Below are 19,912 nucleotides of genomic sequence, written 5' to 3'. Positions count from 1 at the left end.
TTCAGGCGATGACGAATAGCCTCTACGCATGGTAGGGTGTTGGTCATGTACGGAGAAGTCGTACCCGTCCAATTTTTATGCGCGAGAGTTCAATTTTGTTAGCCGATCCGCTGTCAGACCTGCTGAACTTCCTTCAAGCGAGGTGTCGCTTGTCTGGGCGAGTCGTAGCTGGCGGAACGTGGGCACGCCGCTTCGCCAATCTGGACGCGATCAAATTCTGCGCGGTCACAGAGGGAGGCTGCTGGTATTTGATCGATGGCATGTCCGAGCCGGCCAGGGTGGACGCGGGCGATGTCTTGATCACCAATGGCACACGCACTCTGACCCTGGCTAGCGCCGCGCCCCTGATCCAGGGAGCAACGACCACACCCCTCGTTAGAGATGAGGACGGTGAATTCCAGCTGGGGCAAGGCCGCGATTTCGTCATGCTGGGCGGCACGGTACAAGTCGATGCCGATCGGCAATCGCTACTCTTGAACGGTTTGCCGCCTCTCATCCATGTGCGAGGAACCATGGGCGAAGCCGAGCCGCTTTCCTGGTTGCTTGAACAACTGGTGTCGGAAATGAAAGGAGGACGCCCCGGCGGTGCCGTCGTCATAGCGGGGCTAACGCAATTATTGTTCGTTCAGACATTGCGAGCCTATTTGGCTCACGCGTCAAACGGCGATGCTGGCTGGTTGAAAGGCTTTGGTGATCAGCGGCTGGCCGTTGTGCTCAGTAGCATTCATGGCGAGCCGTCCCACAACTGGGGCCTGGAAGAGCTTGCAAGAAAAGCGGGGATGTCGAGAACATCGCTTGCGGTTCGATTCCGCGAAATAATGGGCATTCCGCCTCTCGCTTACTTGACCCAATGGCGGATGTATCTGGCGCGACGCGAACTTCGGGCGGGCGCTTCAATTTCCGAGGCCGCAGCGACGGTTGGGTACGCGTCCGAAAGTGCCTTCAGCAATGCGTTCAAACGCGTGATGGATGTTGCGCCCGGCCAATACAGAAGAACGGTGCTGGGAGATGGCGAAACGCCGCAAACCAACAGCAAGGCAGGTGCAACCGGATTTTAGAAGAGGCGGAAAGCAACCGATCGGCTTGCTCGCTCATGGGGCTAGACATGCCGCCAGCCAGCCCTTGATAAACACGCCCTATCGGGCTGCATCGCACTCCGGCGAAATTCGGTGCCGTGAAATCAGCGCGAAACAAAAAACCCGCAGAGCCTGACGCTGTGCGGGTTTTAGGACAATGCGGGCCAACTCTGTGCGAGCTGGTGGCGGAGACGGTGTCATCAGAACAGTCTCACTCTACGCCTATAAAGCTCAGTTCTTGGTTGTGCGAATTCTTGAAATACCCCCATCAATACCCACAGGGACGGGCGGATCGACGTATTAGCGATCTTCACCACCTCAACGATATCCCGGGTGCGCCGCGAGCTGTAACAGGGTATAACATAGCGTTCTCAATTGAATACGAGGGGTCACCGTGCGGATCTTTTCCCTGGCCACTACCGGGCAAAGGCTAACTAGCGGACATTGCTCGCGCGCGTCGAAGTACTGCCCGAGGACGACATCCACGTAAAAGTGAAAGCCATCGACTTCTATCAACGTTTGAAAGAATACATGGACAGAGACTGGGTGAAGCCCTTGGTCCGGAGGGTCTAGTAAGCTGGTTCGACCAGACGGGCAACTTCAATGTTCGGGCGGTTTCTTCGTGACCAGAGTGGTGTCTCCTTTCATCTCATCCGAACAATTAAACGCAAGCACCTTCGGTAAGCATCGGCCCCCAGGGCCATAGAGGATAAGAACGTGACTGATAGCAACTGGAAGCCATTGCGAGAGCTTCAAGACCCGTTCAACGATGCGGAGAACTATCGTACTCGGCCCCAAAAGGACTTCTTCAATCAATTGTTTCTGAGGACTGAAGACCTCTACAAATGTCTCGATCCGGCGACCTACTACCTATTGGGCGAAAAGGGCTCAGGAAAAACGGCTTACGCGACGTATCTGGAAAACAATACGATCAATGATACGCAGTGCAAGCTATCCACAATGACCGAGAGCCAGTACAAGCGTTTCATCGCGCTCAAGCGCCAGGGCAAGCTAGAGTACAGCGACTATGCCAATATTTGGCGTCCCATTCTGCTGACGATGATGTCCCAGGTCCTTGTGCAACGCTGCAAAAGCTTTCTAGGCAACATCACAGGGAAGTTTTCCGCTATCGAGAAGCTTATCTCTGAGTTCAATGCCGACGCACTGAATCCAGAAGTAGAGGTAGCCTTCCGGATCGTTAGTGAGTCGAAGGACAAGGTCAGTATTGGATCTTAAAACGTGGGCTCTTTCGGCGTTGAAGAATCCTTCCAGCGCACCGATGAAATTGAAGTAATTCGACACCACCTTCTGCAGAAGGAGTCGGAGCTCAAGAAGGCCATCGGAGAACTTCGCGTGGGGAAAAACGTTGCACTTTTCATGGACGGCATCGATTTCCGACCGGAGAGCGTGCCATACATCGACTACATCGAGTGCATCAAAGGCCTTGGCGAGGCTGCCTGGCACTTGAACTCCGACTTCTTTGGCAACATAAGAGACTCCAAGGGTCGACTAAAGATTGTTCTCCTGCTCCGGCCAGACGTCTTCCATTCGATGAATATCTACAACTCCAATTCGAGGTTACGAGACAACTCCGTTCTGCTCGATTGGTCCACCACGGAAAAGGAGATGCGCGTCTCCAAGTTGTACAGCGCCGCAGGAAGATATTTCGCCAGCCAACAGGGCCGACATGTCGACTCTGTGAATCCAGTCGAGGCGGCCGACAACTACTTCAGCTCCCAGCACGACAACACTATATTCCGTCGCTTTCTTCGCACCTCGTTCCAAAAGCCGAGGGATGTCCTCACATTCATACAGACGGCGCGTCAAGTATCAGTGTTGAAACTGAACAAGGGCGATGACAGCCGCCTTGCTCCGGAGGTCGTGACTCACCCGTTGTTCACCAAAGACTACGCCGTCTACTTATTGGGTGAGGTCAAGAACTATGCCGCCTTCTATATGGAGCAAAGCGACTTCGCGACCTATCTAAAGTTCTTTCAATACCTCGACGGGAGGAGCGAGTTCACATATTCGCAGTTTTGTGAAGCATTCCGTAGGTTCAAAAAGTGGATCAACGGTGAACCTTTGAAAGCCACCACATACCTACGAGACGCCGAGGCCCTCCTCCAATTCTTCTACGACGTCAATGTGATTGGGTACAGCGAGGCAATGGAGGACCAGAAGAGCGACACCCGCTCTCCGAAGGCTACTTTCTACCACTGGGCCTATCGTGAACGGACGCTAATCGACATTGCACCGAAAGTAAAGATGTCGGGCCTGCTGAGGGTCAACCCCGGCATCTCGAAGGCATTGGATATTGGCCTCCACGCGCAGCATCCTGGATCCAAAGAGCCTGAGCGCACGAGAAAAGCACGGTTTGCGAGACCCGGCCACCGAAAGGCGAACAAGCAGACGGACAAGCGCAGCGGAACGGCCCCATCCCTACAAATTCAGGGTGGATCCAAGACCGATCACAAAGTAGCGCTTACCAATAGAGATGACGGACGAAAGCCTTACCAGGATGACCGTGCAGCCACCACAACGGCGCGACAGCAACAACGCCATCGCCAGTCCAACGCAAACGGAACAAAGACGCAAGATAGTGGAAGAGCGCCTAGCAGCCTAGGCGCGCGGGCACGCTTCAAAAAATAGCTTAAGCCCTTCCGCACCGCCGCACATAGGGGTGCGGCCTAAATTTTCCCGCCCAAGCGATCATCTATTAGCAAACAACCCGCACCACTTCCGGCGTCGTTGAACAATCCAAGTGGTTCAGCCTAGGACACCGCGGTCGTAGCCCACGTTGAGGACTGCATTAGGGGACACGCACCATGTCATCTCCTGGCCCCCAGACGTACCAACAAGCGTGCTCGCCCGCATACCAGATCCTTCTGAAGGGATGCGATGGCGCTTGGGCGCAAACCGAGCGGAGGGTAATCACGATCACATCGTCCGGGGTGATTATGGCCGGCTCCCAACACACCAGCAACTCCACCGGATAGGCCGTCCGATAGTGCTTATTTAGTTTCGAGCGAATGATCCTTGCAGTTGGATCTTCGGTACTGAATACGACCACCTGCCCACGCCGGCCTGTCATCGCAACCGCTATGTCCTGGTCTATCAGGCGCACAAGCTCGAAAGCGATGCATCCTTCATCAACGTGATGGCACAGCAAGTCCGGTTCTGGTGATGGCCGGCTTTCTATCGTTGTCCATGAATCTCTGTTCCCTAGACGATTTACAAAAGATTCGAATGCACATCGCTCCGCGGCCGCCTTCACTATCGCCTTTCCGCTCGTGCCTTCCATCGTTATCCTCCGCGCGGTTTTGCATTGCGATGATAGCTTCGCGTAAGTACCGTTGGGGAAGCCAGGACGCCTCGGGAAAAACCTAACCTTCCTAACCGAAATGAGGGAATCACCCGGAGAGCCTTTATTCATGCGGGTTTCGGCCATTTCTCAAAACCTAACTTTTTTCCAACCAATCCCTAACCAGGTTAGGTATATACATCCTGACCTCATGAGAAATAAAAATTCTTATAAATCAATGAATTAGAATGTGGTTAGATTTTAGGTTAGATCCGGTTAGGTTTTAACCCTAGCGGCCGCCCAAGCTGAATCACAGCTGCAATGACGACGAAATAGCTGTCAACCTGAACCAATACGTCGAGGAAGCGGTCAACCGGCGCCAGCAAGTCCCCAACCTGCGCGAACTCAAGAAGGTTCTCCGTACCAGCCGCAGGCACAAATTCGTCGGAGTAAAAACGGTCAAGAGCCGAATCCGCGCCAACGCAAGCGGAGCCAGCACGGTGCACTGCTGGGTCTTCCGCAAGGGGGTGTGACGTGACGAAGCCTACCCCCGAGCAGATCGAGCGCGCGTACGTCGAGGCAAATCTCCGCGTGTCGCTGGCCGATGCGCTCCGAGACCCTTTGCTGGCACGCTGCCTTGAGATCACAGCCGAAGCCCTCGCCCATCTGCAGGGCGACCAGATGCCGCCGCCTGCAGCCGCTCCGCCTCTCCCTCTGCTGCCCGCTCCACACTCCACCCTGACTACTTATCCGCGACGCGACTTCAAACGCGCGTGCGCAGCCGATAGAGATGAAGAATGAACAGAAAGCAAAAGACCCGAGAAGGCGATACGGTGAGCCGCGCTGGCGCCGCCAAGGTTGTGACGCAACCCACCACCCTGCTGGCCGGCGCACTTTATTCGTGGAAGGAGATCGCGCCATTCGTACGAGTAGGAAGGGAAACGTGGCGTCGCCGCGTCAATGCCGGGACGGCCCCGCAGCCCGTTCCTATGGGCTCACGCTGCACCAGATACCGGGGTGAGGACGTACAGGCCTGGATCGCCAATCCAGCGGGATACACGGCGGCCAAGAAGCGGCCCGTCAGGCGGCCTTGACGAGTTCGAGCGGGTTTGCCGGGCCGGCCACGAGTTTATCCAGGTAGTCGGCCCATAACTGCATAAAGGCTACACGCTCATCCAGGAACTGCGTGCGGTTGTATGCCCTGCCAAGTGCATCAGACACCTTATGGCTGATCTGCAATTCCAGGATACGTTCGTCGATGCGCAACCGTTCGGCCGCAAGCGTCCAAGCCGAGGCACGAAAGCCGTGCGCCGTCATCTTTCCGGCGAAGCCAAGGCGCCTCACTGCGGCCCGGACCGCGCCATCGGATAAGGGCTGTTCGGATACCCTCTGCGACTTGAATACAAGCCCCGTGTGCGCCGTAAGGGGTCTGAGCGCCTCCAGGACACCTACAGCCTGGCGCGAGAGCGGCACGAGGTGGGATTCCCAGCCCGTGCGGGTTATCTTGGTGTCGCCTTCCGCGTCAACACGCTGCGCCGGGATTTCCCACATGGGCGTGCCCCAGGCATTCCCCACGAGGTCGAACTCGGACCACCGCGCTTGCCGCAGTTCACTCGGTCGCTGAAACACAAGCGGCGATAGTTGCAGCAGACAACGCGTGACCAGCTCGCCCGAATAGCCACGCATCGCGCGCAACAGCTTGCCGAATTCGTCGGGCGATGTAATGGCTGCGAAGTGCTTTCCCTTGCGGGTAATGATGGCCCCGCGCATGGACGCTGTCGGATCGTGTTTCGCGTGACCGCGCGCCATGGCGTAACGGAAGACCTGCCCGCAGATTGTGCGCAGCCGCCGTGCCGTCTCCGCGGCGCGTTGCTCCACGCGGTTCAAGATGGCCAGGATCTCCGGATCTTGAATTTGGCTTATCGGTCGCTTGCCGATCCACGGGAACACATCTTTTTCCAATTTTTCGAGCACCGAGTCGACATACCCCTTTGACCGCCCGGCGGCGCGCTGGTCGGCCCACATCTGCCGAGCGATGGTTTCGAAATCCCGTTCCGCCTCCTCGCGTGCCGTCAGCTTTTGCAGCTTGCGGTCGGCCATCGGATCGACGCCAGCGGCTAGCTTGAGCCGCGCATCTTGATGCTGTTCTCGTGCGGCCTTGGCAGACACCTCGGGATAGATACCGAAGGACATCGTGCGGTAGGCGCCGTGGAAGCGATAGTTGTAGCGCCAGTAGCGCGTCCCATCAGTCGCCACGAGCACGTATAGGCCGCCGCCGTCCGCGAGCTTGTAGCTCTTCTCGCCCGCCTTGGCCGTACGGAGTTTTATCTCAGTGAGCTTGGCATCTCCCGCCATCCTTGCCCCTTGGAATTGAGGGTATTTTTTCGGCCGGGATACCCCCAAACCGCAAAGTACCCCCAAAAATACCCTCACATTCGGTGGGCTGGCAAGGGTTGCCAGGGGGCAGGCTGGGGCAAGAAAAAACCCGCAGAGCCTTACGCTGTGCGGGTTTTGGGGCAATGCGAGCCAAGTCTGTGCAAGCTCTTGGCGGAGACGGTGGGATTCGAACCCACGATGCAGTTTTTAGCCACATACTCCCTTAGCAGGGGAGCCCCTTCAGCCTCTCGGGCACGTCTCCGAAGAATTCGCGATTCTAGCATAAAGAACCGCGGTTTCGCTGTCATCCGGCCGCAACAGCGCCGGGCGGCAGCAGGGTTTCAACACTAACCCTTACGCCTTTTCGCCCGGCGCCTGGTCCAGGCCGAACGCCTTGTGCAGCGAGCGCACGGCCAGTTCCATGTACTTGTCGTCGATGATCACCGAGGTCTTGATTTCGCTGGTGCTGATCATCTGGATGTTGATGCCTTCGTTCGACAGCGTCTGGAACATCAGGCTGGCGACGCCGACGTGCGAGCGCATGCCGATGCCGACGATGGACACCTTGCAGACCTTGTCGTCCGTGACCAGTTCGCGGGCGTGCACCGCGGGCATGACGTCGCGCTTGAGCACGTCGATGGTGCGCAGGAATTCGTTGCGGTTGACGGTGAAGGAGAAGTCCGTCGTGCCGGCGACCGATTGGTTCTGCACGATCATGTCGACGTCGATGTTGGCGGCGGCGACGGGGCCCAGGATGGAATAGGCGACGCCCGGCTTGTCCGGCACGGCCAACAGGGTGATCTTGGCTTCGTCGCGGCTGAAGGCGATGCCGGAGACAACGGCGGCTTCCATTTTTTCGTCATCCTCAAAGGTAATCAGCGTGCCCGAGCGCATTTCCTCGTCGAGCGGAATCATGGGGTCGGTCAGCGAGGACAGTACGCGCGTGGGAACGCGATACTTGCCGGCGAACTCGACGGAGCGGATCTGCAGGACCTTGGAGCCCAGCGAGGCCATTTCCAGCATTTCCTCGAAGGACACCACCGGCATGCGGCGCGCTTCCGGCACGACGCGCGGGTCGGTCGTGTACACGCCGTCCACGTCGGTGTAGATCAGGCATTCGTCGGCCTTGATGGCGGCGGCCACGGCGACGGCGGAGGTATCGGAACCGCCGCGACCCAGCGTGGTGATGTGCCCTTCGTCATCGACGCCCTGGAACCCGGTCACGATCACGACACGGCCGGCGTCCAGGTCGGCGCGGATGCGCGCATCGTCGATCGACGTGATGCGGGCCTTGGTGTAGGCAGAGTCGGTGCGGACGGGCACCTGCCAGCCGGCGTAGCTGCGAGCTTCCACGCCTTCGGCGTGCAGCGCGATAGCCAGTAGGCCGCTGGACGCCTGTTCGCCGGTGGCGGCAATCATGTCCAGTTCGCGGCCGTCAGGCTGCGGGGCGATCTCCCGCGCCAGGCCCAGCAGGCGATTGGTTTCGCCCGACATGGCGGATGGCACGACCACGACTTTGTGGCCGGCGGCATGCCACTTCGCGACGCGGCGCGCCACGTTCTTGATGCGCTCGACCGAGCCCATCGAGGTACCGCCATATTTGTGAACGATCAGGGACATCTCGTACTCTGGCTGGAAATCTGCCGTCATGCCCGGCAGGCAAAGTCCGCTATTTTAGCGTGCCGTGGAAAAAGCGCTGGACGGCGCCCGCGCGGCGCCCATGATCCGCCCTCGGCAAGCCGCCGGCAGCCGGCCCGCCTGCCCGGCAGGCGGCGCTCAGGCCGCTTCCCGTGGCTCGATGCTGACCCGTCCCCGGATGCAGCGCACGCGGTGGCCGGCGTGGTTCCAGACCAGTTGGCGGTCGTGCCCCAGGCTATGCAGTTGCCGCAACTGTTTGAGCAGCTCCGCCAGCCGTGCCTCTGTGGGCATGCGCGCGCCCTGCCGTCCCAGCCAGTAGCGCAGGACGTGGGCCTGCCGGGCGGCCGATAAGGATCGCCATGCCGCCAGGGAAAAGCTGTCTCCCGTGGCAGAGGGATCCAGCCCGGCGAAATCGGCGCTTGCGACTTCGTCCAGGATCTGCGCGGCTTCCCGCGCCAGGCGGGCATGGCGCGCGACGATTGCCTGCCAGCCGGGCCAGCGCGCATCCAGGGCGGGCACCAGCAGGTTGCGCAGGGCGGCGCGGGTATAGCGTTCGTCGGCATTGGAGGGATCCTGCACCGGCATCCATCCGTGCCGGGCCGCATAGGCCGCCGCGGCGTCACGGATCAGGCCGCGGGGGATATCCAGCCAGGGCCGCAGGTAGACAAGGCCGTCCCGCGCCGTGGACGGCGACATGGCCGCCAGCCCCTCCGGCCCGGCGCCGCGCAGCAGGCGCAGCAGGACGGTTTCCGCCTGGTCGTCGCGGTGATGGGCGAGCAGGATGTGGCGCAGCCCCAGGCTCGCCGCCGCCTGCCCCAGCGCGGCGTAGCGCGCCTGGCGCGCGGCGGCCTCGATGCCGGTACCGCCGCCGGCTGCCACCTGGACGCGCATGATGTGCGCGGGACATTGCAACGCCTCGCCCAGCCGGTGCACGGCATCGGCCCAGTCGTCGGCCTGTTCGTACAAGCCGTGGTGGATATGCAGAAGATGCAGCGGGACGCCCATATCCCGCGCCACCTCGGCCGCATGGACCGCCAGCATGACGGAATCGGCGCCGCCGCTGACGGCAACGCCCACGGGGATCGATTCCGCGCGGGCCGCCGACAGCGCATGCCGCAGCGGACGCATCAGCGCGATGCGCGCATCCTCGGGACCGGATGCGGGCTTGCCGCGGCCAACAGGGTCGGATTCGTCGCCGGTGGCCATGGCGCGCGGTCCCGGGAAATTCAGGTGCGCGCTTCCTGGACGCGACCGTACGCCAGGACGCGTTGCAGGCGCTGTTCGACCAGTTGGTCGGCGCTCATGCCGGACAGCTGGCGCAGGGTATCGCCCAGGGACCGGCGCAGCAGCCGGGCCATGACGCGCGGATCGCGATGCGCGCCGCCCACGGGCTCGTTGACCACGCGGTCGATCAGGCCCAGGTCTTTCAGGCGCGGCGCGGTGATGCCCAGCGCTTCGGCGGCTTCCGGCGCCTTATCGGCGCTGCGCCACAGGATGGAGGCGCAGCCTTCGGGGGAAATCACGGAATAGGTGGCGTACTGCAGCATGAGGACCGCGTTGCCTACGGCAATGGCCAGGGCGCCGCCGGAGCCGCCTTCACCGATGATGGTGGCGATGATGGGAACGCGCAGTTCCGCCATGGCGTACAGGTTGTGGCCGATGGCTTCGGACTGCCCGCGTTCTTCCGCGCCGATGCCGGGATAGGCGCCCGGGGTATCGACGAAGGTGAAAACCGGGATGCCGAATTTTTCCGCCAGGCGCATCAGGCGCATTGCCTTGCGATAGCCTTCGGGGCGCGGCATGCCGAAGTTGCGCATCGCGCGCTCTTTGGTGTCGCGGCCCTTCTGGTGGCCGATCACCATGCAGGACGTGCCATTGAAGCGGGCCAGGCCGCCGATGATGGACTGATCGTCGGCGAACATGCGGTCGCCGTGCAGTTCATGGAAATCGGTGAAGATCTCCCGCACATAGTCCATGGTGTACGGACGCTGCGGATGCCGCGCGACCAATGCGGTCTGCCACGGCGTCAGTTTGCCGTAGATTTCCTTGGCCAGGGCCTGGCTTTTCTGCTGCAGGCGTGCGATTTCGTCGGAGATGTCGACCGCCGAGTCGGCTTGCACGAAGCGCAGCTGTTCGATCTTGTTGTCGAGCTCGGCCAGCGGTTGTTCGAAATCCAGGAAGGTATTGCGCATGTAGGTGTGGTTCCGTTGATGGGCCATGCGGTATCGGGACGTGGCCTAGACCGCCAGAGGGTCCAGGCTGCGCCACAGATACCAGGTTGCCACGGTACGCCAGGGTTGCCAGGCCAGCGAAACTTCCCGCGCCTCGAAGCGAGAGACAGGTTCGCCGCTGAAATAGTGTAGCGAGATCGCCTTGAGCAATCCCAGGTCGTCCAGCGGCAGGACGTCCGGCCGCTGGAGGTTGAAGATCAGGAACATTTCCGCCGTCCAGCGGCTGATGCCCCGGATGGCGACCAGTTCGTCGATGACCGCCTCGTCTTCCATCAGGGGCCAGCGGTCCGGATGGACGCGGCGCTCGCTGAAATGCAGCGCCAGATCCTGCACGTACTCGGCCTTGCGCTTGGACAGCCCGGCTTCGCGCAACCCTTCCACCCCGACACGCAGGACCGCGGTGGGCGAAGGCCGCGCCCCGGTCGCCTGGACGAAGCGCTGCCATGCGGCTTCGGCCGCTTTCACGGAAATCTGCTGGCCGACGATGGAACGCGCCAGCGTGACGAAGGGCGTGCCCAGCGGGGTCAGCCAGACTTCCGGATGCTGGGGAATGAGTTTTTTCAGAATGCGGTCGCGGCGCACCAGATGGGAAACGGCATCTTCCCAATAGTGGGGCTTGCTGACGGCGGTATCGGCGGACGGCATGACGGGCGGCTCCTGGATGCGGCTCAAACCCGGCGCCAATTCGTGACGCCGCCCGGCTTGTCTTCGAGCTCTATCCCGGCTTCGCGCAGCGCGCCGCGGATGCGGTCGGCTTCGGCGAAATCGCGATCGCGCTTGGCGGCGGCGCGCGCGTCGATGAGGCCCTGGATGGCCTGGTCGTCCATCACGGTCGAGGCGGCCGCGCCGGCCGGAGCGCCCTGCTTGTAGCGGGTGGGCGTGCGCAGATAGGCCTGGGGGTCATGCTGCAGCAGGCCCAGGATGGCGCCCAGGGCCTTCAACTGCCCGGCCGTGCGCGCGCTGCCGGTGCGGTTGGCGTCGCCAGCCAGCTGGAACAACGCCGCGACAGCGCCGGAAGTATTGAAATCGTCGTCCATCGCGGCCTTGAAGGCCTGCGCCTGTGGCTCGTTCCAATCCACGCCCTGATCGTCGGGCGCCACGTTGGCCAGCGCCTGGTACAGGCGGTCCAGGGCGTTTTGCGCGTCGTTCAGGTTGTCCGGCGTGTAGTTCTGGGGGCTGCGGTAGTGATTGCGCACGATGAAGAAGCGCAGCATTTCCGCTTCGCGCGCGTTGAAGGCGTAATCCGCCTTGCTGTCGTCCAGCGGGCCGGAGGCGACGGTCTGGCGGATGGTGCGGAAGTTGTTCAGCGACTTCGACATCTTGTCGTCGTCGACCATGAGCGGACCGCAATGCATCCACACATTGGCCAGCACCCCGCCGAAAGCGCCTTCGGTCTGCGCGATTTCGTTTTCGTGATGGGGGAATTTCAGGTCCGGCCCCCCGCCGTGGATATCGAGCGGCAGGCCCAGCAGGCTTTTGCTCATCGCGGAGCATTCGATATGCCAGCCCGGGCGGCCCATGCCGTAGGGCGACGGCCATTTGGTGTCGTCCGGTTCCTCGGTCTTGGCCGCCTTCCAGAGCACGAAATCCAGCGGATCGCGCTTGCCGGCGGCGACCGCCACGCGCTCGCCGGCGCGCAGATCGTCCAGCGTCTTGCCGGACAGCTTGCCGTAGCCGGGAAAACCACGCACCGCGAAATTGACGTCGCCGTCATCGGCCCGGTAGGCGAGGCCCTTGTCTTCGAGCTTGCCGATGATGTCCAGCATGTCGCCGATATGCGCGGTGGCGCGCGGCTCGTGATCCGGCGCCTGCACGCCCAGCGCGCGCTCGTCGGCATGCATGGCGTCGATGAAGAAGGAGGTTACCTCGCCGATGCGGCGGTTGGTCTGCACGGCGCGGCGGATGATCTTGTCATCGATGTCGGTGATATTGCGCACGTAATCGACCCGCAGGCCGCTGGCGCGCAGCCAGCGCTGAACGACGTCGAAACCGACCAGCATCCGGGCATGGCCCAGGTGACAGTAATCGTAGACGGTCATGCCGCACACATACATGCGCACCCGGCCGGCTTCGACGGGGTTGAAAGGGACTTTCGTGCGCGATAGCGTGTCGTAGATGTGCAGCATAAATATGAGAGTGATGAGCCGGTATCGGGACGCCGCCATCGCCGCGTCCCCGCGCCTGGCACGGGCGCGATCGCGGGGATGGGCCGGCAGATCCCTGCCACGCCGGCGGTGCCGTGGGACGGTCCGGCGGGCAGCCGGCGCGGCTCCACTGCGGTTTTACCGCGGTTTTCGCCCTGCCCTTGCACACCCCGTGTCCCAGCCCTTGTCCCGCCCGTTGCCCCAACCGATGGCCCCGCGCCTTGCCCAGTCCCTTGCCTAACCCCTTGCCCAGCCCGGTCGCGCAGCGCGTCGTTTACCGGCGGTTGCCGCCCCGAAACTGAACCAAGGCTAAAATGGCGGTCGTCAAGTATAGCAAGCGGCCTGACCGCGCGCGCACGACGCGTGGACTGGCTTACACTGGAAATCCTAGTGACCATCAAGACACGACTCCTTCCGGCCCTGCTGGCCACCGTCCTATTGTGGCTGCCCATAAGCGCGGCGCAGGCCCAGGGCATGCCCGGCGGCATGAGCGGCCCGGGCCGCAACAGCAATGCAACGACGCTGGACGAGCCGCCGCCCGAAGGCGGCTGGGACGCGCTGGCACGACTGCTGGAAGCGGCCAAGCCCGGAGTCGACACGCGCCTGCAACCCACGCCGTCGCAGATCACCGACAAGATCGAGCAATTGATCACCGCCGGCCGGAACGAGCAGGCACTGGCGATGATCGAAAAGCGCCTGGCCGACACCGCCAACCCGCCCCCGCCGGGCGGCACCGATGTCCAGCTGGAATTCCAGCACGCGCGCGTCCTGGCCGCCCTGGGCCGCGAACAGGAAGCGCTGGATATTTATGAACACATGACTTCGCGCTACCCGGAGCTGCCGGAACCCTGGAACAACATGGCCGTGATCTATGCCAAGCGCGGTGAAATCGACCGCGCCGAAACGGCCCTGCGCAGCGCCCTGGTGGCCGACCCGAATTACGCGGCCGCGCGTGCCAACATGGCCGACGTGCAGTTGCTCCAGGCCAAGCGATCCTATGGAGAAGCCGCCAAACTCGGCGTTACCGGCAGCGGCAACAAAGCGCGCGCCGTCGACAATCTGTTGAAGGAACCGACCAAACAATGACGTTTTCAGCTTCTGTACTGCGCGTGCTGCGCTATGCGGCATGCGGCGTGGCATTCGCCGCGATCCTGCCGGCGGCCGCCGGCGCCGCACCCTCGGGCGCGGCCTCCACCAACACCACCGAAGGTAAACATTCCATGGCTGCTTCCCCCCGCGTCAAAATGACGACCAACTATGGCGCTTTTGTCATCACCCTGGACGCCGACAAGGCCCCCAAGACGGTGGCGAACTTCCTGACCTACGTCAAGGAAGGCTTCTATAACAACACCGTCTTTCATCGCGTTATCGACGGCTTCATGATCCAGGGCGGCGGCTTCGAGCCCGGCATGAAGCAAAAGCAAACCCACGCCCCCGTGGAAAACGAGGCCAACAACGGCCTGAAGAACGACAAGTACACGGTGGCCATGGCCCGTACCAGCGATCCGCAATCGGCGACCGCGCAGTTCTTCGTCAACGTCGCCGACAACGACTTCCTGAACTTCACCGCGCCCACCGCCAACGGCTGGGGCTATGCGGTATTCGGCAAGGTCACCGAAGGCACGGACACGATCGACAAGATCAAGGCCGTCAAGACCGGCAACAGCGGCTTCCACCAGAACGTACCCGCGCAGGACGTCATCATCGAGAAGGCCGAAGTCGTTGAATAAGATCACGCTGCCCGGAACGATCTGGGTCGCTTCGGACATGCATTTGGGGCCGGCGGCGCCGGCCACCACCGAAGCCTTCCTGAGCTTCCTGGAGGCCGCGGCGGACGAAGCATCGGCGCTGCTGCTGCCCGGGGATATCTTCGACGCGTGGATAGGCGACGATGTCATCCGCCAGCCGCCGCCCTGGCTGGCGTCGGTCCTGCAGGCGTTGAAAACCACGGCCGCCGCCATCCCCGTCTGGCTGGGGCGCGGCAACCGCGATTTCCTGATGGGTACCGAACTTGCCGAAACGGTGGGTGCGCGGCTGCTCCCGGAACCCGCGCTGCTCGATACGGACTACGGCCTGATCCTGCTGACGCACGGCGACGAATTGTGCCTGGACGATCAGGCTTACCAGGCGTTCCGCGCCATGGTGCGCGACCCCGCGTGGCAGAAGGAATTCCTGGGCAAATCCATTCCGGAACGTTTGACCCTGGCGCAACAGGCGCGCGGCGAAAGCAAGGCCGCCACGCAGGCGAAACAGGCCGACATCATGGATGTGAACCCGGACGCGGTCGAATCCCTGTTCCGCGAAACCGGCGTGGCGACGCTGGTGCATGGCCATACGCACCGGCCTGACCGCCATGTGCTGGAAGTGGCGGGCAAGCGCCGCGAACGCTGGGTCCTGCCCGACTGGGACTGCGATCACGCCCGCCCGCCCCGTGGCGGCTGGCTGGCCATCGACCGGGATGGGATGCAGTTCTACGATCTGGAAGTCGCCTGATGACCGCCGCCGGCCATAGCCGCCCGCCTCGTCGAAAAAAACCGGGAACCCTCCCGGTTTTTTTTTGCGCGTGCGGCGCTGGCGAAAGCGGCCGTGACGGCCGCACGGGCCGTCGCGGCGGCTCGCCGCGTCAGTGGGCGAACAGCACCGCCGCGACCAGGATGCCCAGCGCGATGCGATACCACGCGAAGACGCGATACGTGTGATTGGCCACGAAGCGCAGCACGGCGCGGACGACGACCAGCGCGCTCAGGAAGGCCGCGATAAAGCCCACCGCAATGCCCACGACGTCGTGCTGGCTGAGGACGCTCATGTTGCGGTAGGAGTCGTACACCGCGGCGCCCAGCATCGTCGGCATGGCCAGGAAGAAAGAGAACTCCGTCGCCGTCTTGCGCTGGATGCCGGCGATCATGCCGCCGATGATGGTGGAACCCGAACGCGATACGCCCGGGACCATCGCCAGGCATTGCGCCACCCCCACGCCCAGCGCCTGCTTCCAGGAGATGTCTTCCAGCCGGTGCGCCGTCGCGTGCGCCTCGGATGCGCTGTCGTCCCCGCCTGCCCCGGCGGCCGCCCCACGCGTGCGATGCGTGTGGCGTTCCACATAGAGCATGACCAGCCCGCCCAGGACCAGGGTGACCGCCACCACGCCGGGGTGGTAGAACAAACTCTTGATGGCGTGGATGAAGATCGCGCCGATGACCGCCGCCGGCAGGAAAGCCACCAACAGATTGCGCGTGAACATCATTTCGCTGCGCACACCGGTGAAGGTGCCGTGGATCAGCCGCCACAGGCGCTCCCGGAAGATCCACATGACGGCCAGGATGGACCCGAACTGGATGACCACTTCGAAAACCTTGGCGGAACTCGACTGGAAGTTGATCCAATCGCCGAAGAGGATGAGGTGCCCGGTACTGGATACGGGAATGAACTCGGTCAGGCCCTCGATGATGCCCAGGAAGAAGGCCTTGATCAGGTACAGGGTGTAGTCGGTCACGATGCGGCTCGGAGAATCACGATGTGGCGCCTTCGTCGGCAGGCGAAAGCTCGAAGGGTAGGCGCTCCACCCCGACGGAGGCTATACGCCGTCCGTCCAATTGCAGTACTTCGAATCGGTAGCGCTGATGCGGCGATACGAACTCGCAGTTGTCGCCGGGCTGCGGCAAATGGCCGAAGCGCGACAGCAGATAGCCGGCCAGTGTGGCGTAATCCTGCGCCTCGTCCACCAGGCCGTCGGTTTCCAGCACCTGCTCGACATGCCGCAGATCCGCCGCGCCGTCGATCTTCCACTTGCCGTCGCCCTCGTGCACGATGTCCGGCAGCTCGTCCTCGTCCGGGAATTCGCCAGCGATGGCCTCGAACAGGTCCATGGGCGTCACCAGGCCTTCAATGGCGCCGAACTCGTCGGCCACCAGCACCAGCTGCCCGCGCGCCCGCTTGAGCGTATCCATCAGGCGCAGGATGCCGATGGATTCGTGGACGATGATGGGATCGCGCAGGCGGTTGCGGCGTATGCTGCCTTCGGTGATCAGGTCGGCGATCATTTCCTTGGCGCGGCCGATGCCCAGGACTTCGTCCAGGCTGCCGCGGCAGACCGGGAAGAAACTGTGCGGGGCGGCCTCGATCTGCGCGCGCATGGTGGCCGCGTCATCCTCGATATCGATCCACGAGATGTCCGTGCGCGGCGTCATGATGGAATGGATGGAACGCTCGGCCAGCGTGAGCACGCCGCTGACCATGTTGCGCTCCTCCACGCCAAAGGCCGGCGCATCCTGGTATTCCTGCGTTTGCGCGGCCTCCGGCTCGTCCATGGCGGGCTGGGGAGGACGCTTGCCCAGCATGCGCAGCACGCCTTCGGCGGTGCGTTCGCGCATCGGGCGCCGCGCGTCCAGCTTGAGCAGATTGCGCCGCGCCACCTGGTTCAATGCTTCGATCAGCACCGAGAAACCGATGGCGGCGTACAGATAGCCCTTGGGCACCTTGAAGCCAAAGGCCTCTGCAACCAGCGAAAAGCCGATCATCAACAGGAAGCCCAGGCACAGCACCACTACCGTGGGATGCGCGTTGACGAAGCGTGTCAGCGGCTTGGAGGCCACCAGCATGATGCCGATCGCGATGATGACGGCCATCATCATCACCCCCAGATGATCCACCATGCCGACGGCGGTGATGATGGAGTCCAGCGAGAAGACGGCGTCCAGCACGACGATTTGCGTGACGATCACCCAGAAGCTGGCATAGACGCGGGGCCCATAGGTAACCTGCACCCCGCCTTCCAGGCGCTCGTGCAGCTCCATGGTCCCCTTGAAAAGCAGGAAGAAACCGCCCACCATCAAGATGAGGTCGCGTGCCGAGGGATGCAGCGGGCCCAACGAAAAAAGCGGCTCGGTCAGCGTGACCAGCCAGGACATGACGGACAACAGCACCAGGCGCATGACCAGCGCCATGGACAGCCCCATGATGCGCGCGCGATCCCGTTGCGCGGGCGGCAGCTTGTCCGCCAGGATGGCTATGAAGATAAGGTTGTCGATCCCGAGAACGATTTCGAGGATGACGAGGGTAAGCAAGCCGACCCAGGCAGCGGGGTCCAGCAGCCACTCCATTGGCAACTCCAGCAGTGAAGGACCGGTAATCGTACATGGAAACGTAGCAACACGCCGGTCACGCAAGAACCGATCCGGCAAGCGGTCCGCGCCTTAGTTCTTGTGGGCGATGGCGAGTTCGGCGCGCGGGCGCTGAAATACGTGCACAGACCCGATCGGCCCCCTGCCCGAGTGCCCGCGGCCCCCTCTCCCCCGGCCTACCCACAAGTTGGCCCCGCGCGCGCAAGGCCAGGCCCGACGGGTCTGACCATTTTCAGGGATCACCGCGCGACGCGCCGCACGGAACGGTTTCCCCGGCCGGGCACGCCGCCGATCCAGCGCCGCCGGCCCGCCGGCGTCGCGCCTGAAGACGATGCGCGCGGCACTTCGGGAGCGGGCTCAGGCCCCCTGGAGCACGCCGAGCATCTGCGTGAAGATCTTGGGACTGGCGGCCAGGACATTGCCCGACTCCAGCCAGCCCTGCTCGCCGGTGAAGTCCGCCACCAGGCCGCCGGCCTCTTGCACCAGCAGGCTGCCCGCGGCCATGTCCCAGGGCTTGAGCGCGACACCGCAGAAGCCGTCCAGCCGGCCGCAGGCCACGTAGGCGAGGTCCAGGACGGTGGCGCCCATGCGGCGCACGCCGGCGCTGCCCTGCGCCATCTGCTTGAACTTGCCGCCCCCCTGGTCCGGGCCGGCCGAGCCCGGCCAGTGCGCGCCCAGCAAGGCCTCGTGGTATCGCGTGCGGCCGGAGACCCGGACGCGGCGATCGTTCAGGAACGCGCCACCGCCACGGCTGGCGGTGAACATCTCGTTGCGCGAGGGATCGTAGATCACCGCCTGCACCGCCAGGCCGCGCTGCATCAGCGCGATCGATACGGCATAGTTGGGCAGGCCGTGGATGAAATTGGTGGTGCCGTCCAGGGGATCGATGATCCAGCGGAATTCAGCATGCTCGTCGCCCTGCAACCCGTATTCCTCTCCCACCACGGCGTGGTCGGGGTAGGCCGCGCGCAGCGTTTCCACGATGGAGGTCTCGGCGGCCTGGTCGACTTCCGTGACATAATCCCGCGGCCCCTTTCGAGCCACGTTCAGTCTTTCCAGGTCGAGGCTGGCACGATTGATGATGGTGCCGGCACGCCGGGCCGCCTTGATGGCGATGTTGAGCATCGGGTGCATAAAATTCCGTACGATTCCGCTAATGCGCGGTCGGAAGCCCTGCCGGACGGCCGGTTCCGCTGCGCCAAACGTGACATTTTAAATGACTCAGGCATCAACACCCCAGCGGGCATTCGCGCGGGTACGTTTCGTGATGGTCGAGCCCAGCCATCCGGGCAATGTGGGCAGCGCCGCCCGGGCCATCAAAACCATGGGTTTTTCCGACCTGGCGCTGGTCGCGCCGCGGCTGGAAGACATGGTGGCGCAGCCGGAAGCGGTGGCGCTGGCCAGCGGGGCCGGCGACGTGCTGGCCGCCGCCACCGTGCACGACACGCTGGAATCCGCGTTGGCGCCGGTCACTTTGGCCTTCGCGCTGACGGCGCGGGTGCGCGACCTGGGGCCGCCGCCCTGCGACATCCGTCAGGCCGCGGAGCTGGCGCGCGGCCACCTGGCCGGCCACGAAGCCGGCAGCGTGGCCATCGTGCTGGGCACGGAACGGGCCGGGCTGACCAATGCGCAGATCGCCGCCTGCCACCGCATTTGCCATATCCCCGCCAACCCCGAATACAGTTCGCTGAACGTCGCGCAGGCCCTGCAGCTGGCGGCATGGGAGCTGCGCTATGCCTTGATCTCGGCGCAGGGAGGCAGCCTGCTGCCGGCCACGACGGCGCAGGCGCCCGATCCCGGGGCGGAGCCCGCGCCGGTCGAAGCCGTGCACGCCCTGCTGACGCATTGGGAAGAAGCCCTGGTGGCCGTGAAGTTCCTGGATCCCAAACATCCCAAGAAGCTGATGCCGCGCATGCGCCACCTGTTCAGCCGCAGCGCCCTGACCCGGGATGAAGTCGATATGCTGCGCGGGGTGTGTACCGCCATGCTGAAGGCAGCCGGCGCCAGGCGCGGCGACTGATTCCGCCGC

General features: G+C 63.0%; 16 protein-coding genes and 1 tRNA gene. 7 read left to right on the top strand and 10 right to left on the bottom strand.

The features are described 5' to 3' along the window. The first annotated feature begins 77 nt into the window (after positions 1-77). The 3 genes from CAL28_RS08335 to CAL28_RS08325 all read left to right on the top strand — a co-directional run bounded on the left by CAL28_RS08335 (position 78) and on the right by CAL28_RS08325 (position 3,725). A complete protein-coding gene (locus CAL28_RS08335; RefSeq protein WP_217906550.1) occupies positions 78-1,058 on the top strand; it encodes an AraC family transcriptional regulator in 981 nt (326 codons plus the stop codon). Positions 1,059-1,793: 735 nt separating this feature from the next. Further along, complete coding sequence (locus CAL28_RS29710) at positions 1,794-2,312, top strand: hypothetical protein (RefSeq protein WP_176463932.1); 519 nt, start codon at positions 1,794-1,796, stop codon at positions 2,310-2,312. A 3-nt stretch (positions 2,313-2,315) separates the two neighbouring features. After that, positions 2,316-3,725 (top strand): P-loop ATPase, Sll1717 family, encoded by a 1,410-nt coding sequence (locus CAL28_RS08325; protein ID WP_094840965.1) that lies wholly within the window; start codon positions 2,316-2,318, stop codon positions 3,723-3,725. Positions 3,726-5,457: 1,732 nt separating this feature from the next. Here CAL28_RS08325 and CAL28_RS08305 read toward each other — a convergent pair. From CAL28_RS08305 to cysS, 7 genes are all read right to left on the bottom strand, one after another. Further along, a complete protein-coding gene (locus CAL28_RS08305; RefSeq protein ID WP_094840963.1) occupies positions 5,458-6,732 on the bottom strand; it encodes a tyrosine-type recombinase/integrase in 1,275 nt (424 codons plus the stop codon). Positions 6,733-6,922: 190 nt separating this feature from the next. Continuing rightward, a tRNA-Ser gene (locus tag CAL28_RS08300) sits at positions 6,923-7,015 on the bottom strand. Positions 7,016-7,107: 92 nt separating this feature from the next. Further along, entirely contained in the window at positions 7,108-8,373 is a 1,266-nt protein-coding gene (locus CAL28_RS08295) for an aspartate kinase (RefSeq protein WP_094840962.1), read from the bottom strand. Positions 8,374-8,529: 156 nt separating this feature from the next. Next, a complete protein-coding gene (gene tilS / locus CAL28_RS08290; RefSeq protein WP_440588429.1) occupies positions 8,530-9,510 on the bottom strand; it encodes a tRNA lysidine(34) synthetase TilS in 981 nt (326 codons plus the stop codon). Between the two features lie 107 nt (positions 9,511-9,617). Beyond that, positions 9,618-10,583, bottom strand: coding sequence for an acetyl-CoA carboxylase carboxyltransferase subunit alpha (locus CAL28_RS08285; RefSeq protein WP_094844485.1), 966 nt, complete (start codon positions 10,581-10,583; stop codon positions 9,618-9,620). A gap of 45 nt (positions 10,584-10,628) precedes the next feature. Beyond that, the gene (locus CAL28_RS08280; protein ID WP_094840961.1) at positions 10,629-11,267 is read right to left on the bottom strand and encodes a DNA-3-methyladenine glycosylase family protein; all 639 of its coding nucleotides are present in this window, start codon (positions 11,265-11,267) and stop codon (positions 10,629-10,631) included. Positions 11,268-11,290: 23 nt separating this feature from the next. Then, a complete protein-coding gene (cysS, locus tag CAL28_RS08275) occupies positions 11,291-12,748 on the bottom strand; it encodes a cysteine--tRNA ligase (protein ID WP_094840960.1) in 1,458 nt (485 codons plus the stop codon). Between the two features lie 408 nt (positions 12,749-13,156). Here cysS and CAL28_RS08270 point away from each other — a divergent pair, with 408 nt between their 5' ends. The 3 genes from CAL28_RS08270 to CAL28_RS08260 all read left to right on the top strand — a co-directional run bounded on the left by CAL28_RS08270 (position 13,157) and on the right by CAL28_RS08260 (position 15,259). Then, positions 13,157-13,852 carry a tetratricopeptide repeat protein gene (locus tag CAL28_RS08270; RefSeq protein ID WP_254926052.1) on the top strand — a complete coding sequence of 232 codons (696 nt, stop codon included), beginning with the start codon at positions 13,157-13,159 and terminating at the stop codon, positions 13,850-13,852. Between the two features lie 134 nt (positions 13,853-13,986). After that, positions 13,987-14,496: a peptidylprolyl isomerase gene (locus CAL28_RS08265; protein ID WP_094844483.1), complete on the top strand. Its 510-nt coding sequence runs from the start codon at positions 13,987-13,989 to the stop codon at positions 14,494-14,496. Further along, complete coding sequence (locus tag CAL28_RS08260) at positions 14,489-15,259, top strand: UDP-2,3-diacylglucosamine diphosphatase (RefSeq protein ID WP_094840959.1); 771 nt, start codon at positions 14,489-14,491, stop codon at positions 15,257-15,259. The genes CAL28_RS08265 and CAL28_RS08260 overlap by 8 nt, the downstream gene beginning before the upstream one ends. 130 nt (positions 15,260-15,389) lie before the next feature. On the opposite strand, the gene CAL28_RS08255 is transcribed toward CAL28_RS08260, so the two are convergent. The 3 genes from CAL28_RS08255 to CAL28_RS08245 form a co-directional block, all read right to left on the bottom strand. After that, positions 15,390-16,256 carry an undecaprenyl-diphosphate phosphatase gene (locus CAL28_RS08255; protein ID WP_094840958.1) on the bottom strand — a complete coding sequence of 289 codons (867 nt, stop codon included), beginning with the start codon at positions 16,254-16,256 and terminating at the stop codon, positions 15,390-15,392. A gap of 16 nt (positions 16,257-16,272) precedes the next feature. Continuing rightward, positions 16,273-17,862 carry a TerC family protein gene (locus CAL28_RS08250; protein WP_094840957.1) on the bottom strand — a complete coding sequence of 530 codons (1,590 nt, stop codon included), beginning with the start codon at positions 17,860-17,862 and terminating at the stop codon, positions 16,273-16,275. A 378-nt stretch (positions 17,863-18,240) separates the two neighbouring features. Then, positions 18,241-19,017 (bottom strand): inositol monophosphatase family protein, encoded by a 777-nt coding sequence (locus CAL28_RS08245; protein WP_094840956.1) that lies wholly within the window; start codon positions 19,015-19,017, stop codon positions 18,241-18,243. Between the two features lie 82 nt (positions 19,018-19,099). On the opposite strand from CAL28_RS08245, the gene CAL28_RS08240 reads away from it, so the two are divergent. Then, on the top strand, positions 19,100-19,903 hold the full coding sequence (locus tag CAL28_RS08240) for an RNA methyltransferase (RefSeq protein WP_094840955.1): 804 nt from the start codon (positions 19,100-19,102) through the stop codon (positions 19,901-19,903). Positions 19,904-19,912 lie beyond the last annotated feature (9 nt).

The organism is Bordetella genomosp. 11, from assembly GCF_002261215.1.
In the GTDB taxonomy this organism is placed as follows: Bacteria; Pseudomonadota; Gammaproteobacteria; order Burkholderiales; family Burkholderiaceae_B; genus Bordetella_C.
Note: the sequence above shows the minus strand (reverse complement) of the source record. Positions and strands in the feature narration are given on the sequence as shown.

Bases quoted from the DNA above. Each gene is read 5' to 3' on its own strand.
- CAL28_RS08335 (WP_217906550.1), top strand. From the start codon at position 78: ATGCGCGAGAGTTCAATTTTGTTAGCCGATCCGCTGTCAGACCTGCTG.
- CAL28_RS08305 (WP_094840963.1), bottom strand. From the start codon at position 6,732: ATGGCGGGAGATGCCAAGCTCACTGAGATAAAACTCCGTACGGCCAAG.
- CAL28_RS08295 (WP_094840962.1), bottom strand. From the start codon at position 8,373: ATGTCCCTGATCGTTCACAAATATGGCGGTACCTCGATGGGCTCGGTC.
- CAL28_RS08285 (WP_094844485.1), bottom strand. From the start codon at position 10,583: ATGCGCAATACCTTCCTGGATTTCGAACAACCGCTGGCCGAGCTCGAC.
- CAL28_RS08280 (WP_094840961.1), bottom strand. From the start codon at position 11,267: ATGCCGTCCGCCGATACCGCCGTCAGCAAGCCCCACTATTGGGAAGAT.
- cysS (WP_094840960.1), bottom strand. From the start codon at position 12,748: ATGCTGCACATCTACGACACGCTATCGCGCACGAAAGTCCCTTTCAAC.
- CAL28_RS08265 (WP_094844483.1), top strand. From the start codon at position 13,987: ATGGCTGCTTCCCCCCGCGTCAAAATGACGACCAACTATGGCGCTTTT.
- CAL28_RS08250 (WP_094840957.1), bottom strand. From the start codon at position 17,862: ATGGAGTGGCTGCTGGACCCCGCTGCCTGGGTCGGCTTGCTTACCCTC.
- CAL28_RS08245 (WP_094840956.1), bottom strand. From the start codon at position 19,017: ATGCACCCGATGCTCAACATCGCCATCAAGGCGGCCCGGCGTGCCGGC.
- CAL28_RS08240 (WP_094840955.1), top strand. From the start codon at position 19,100: ATGACTCAGGCATCAACACCCCAGCGGGCATTCGCGCGGGTACGTTTC.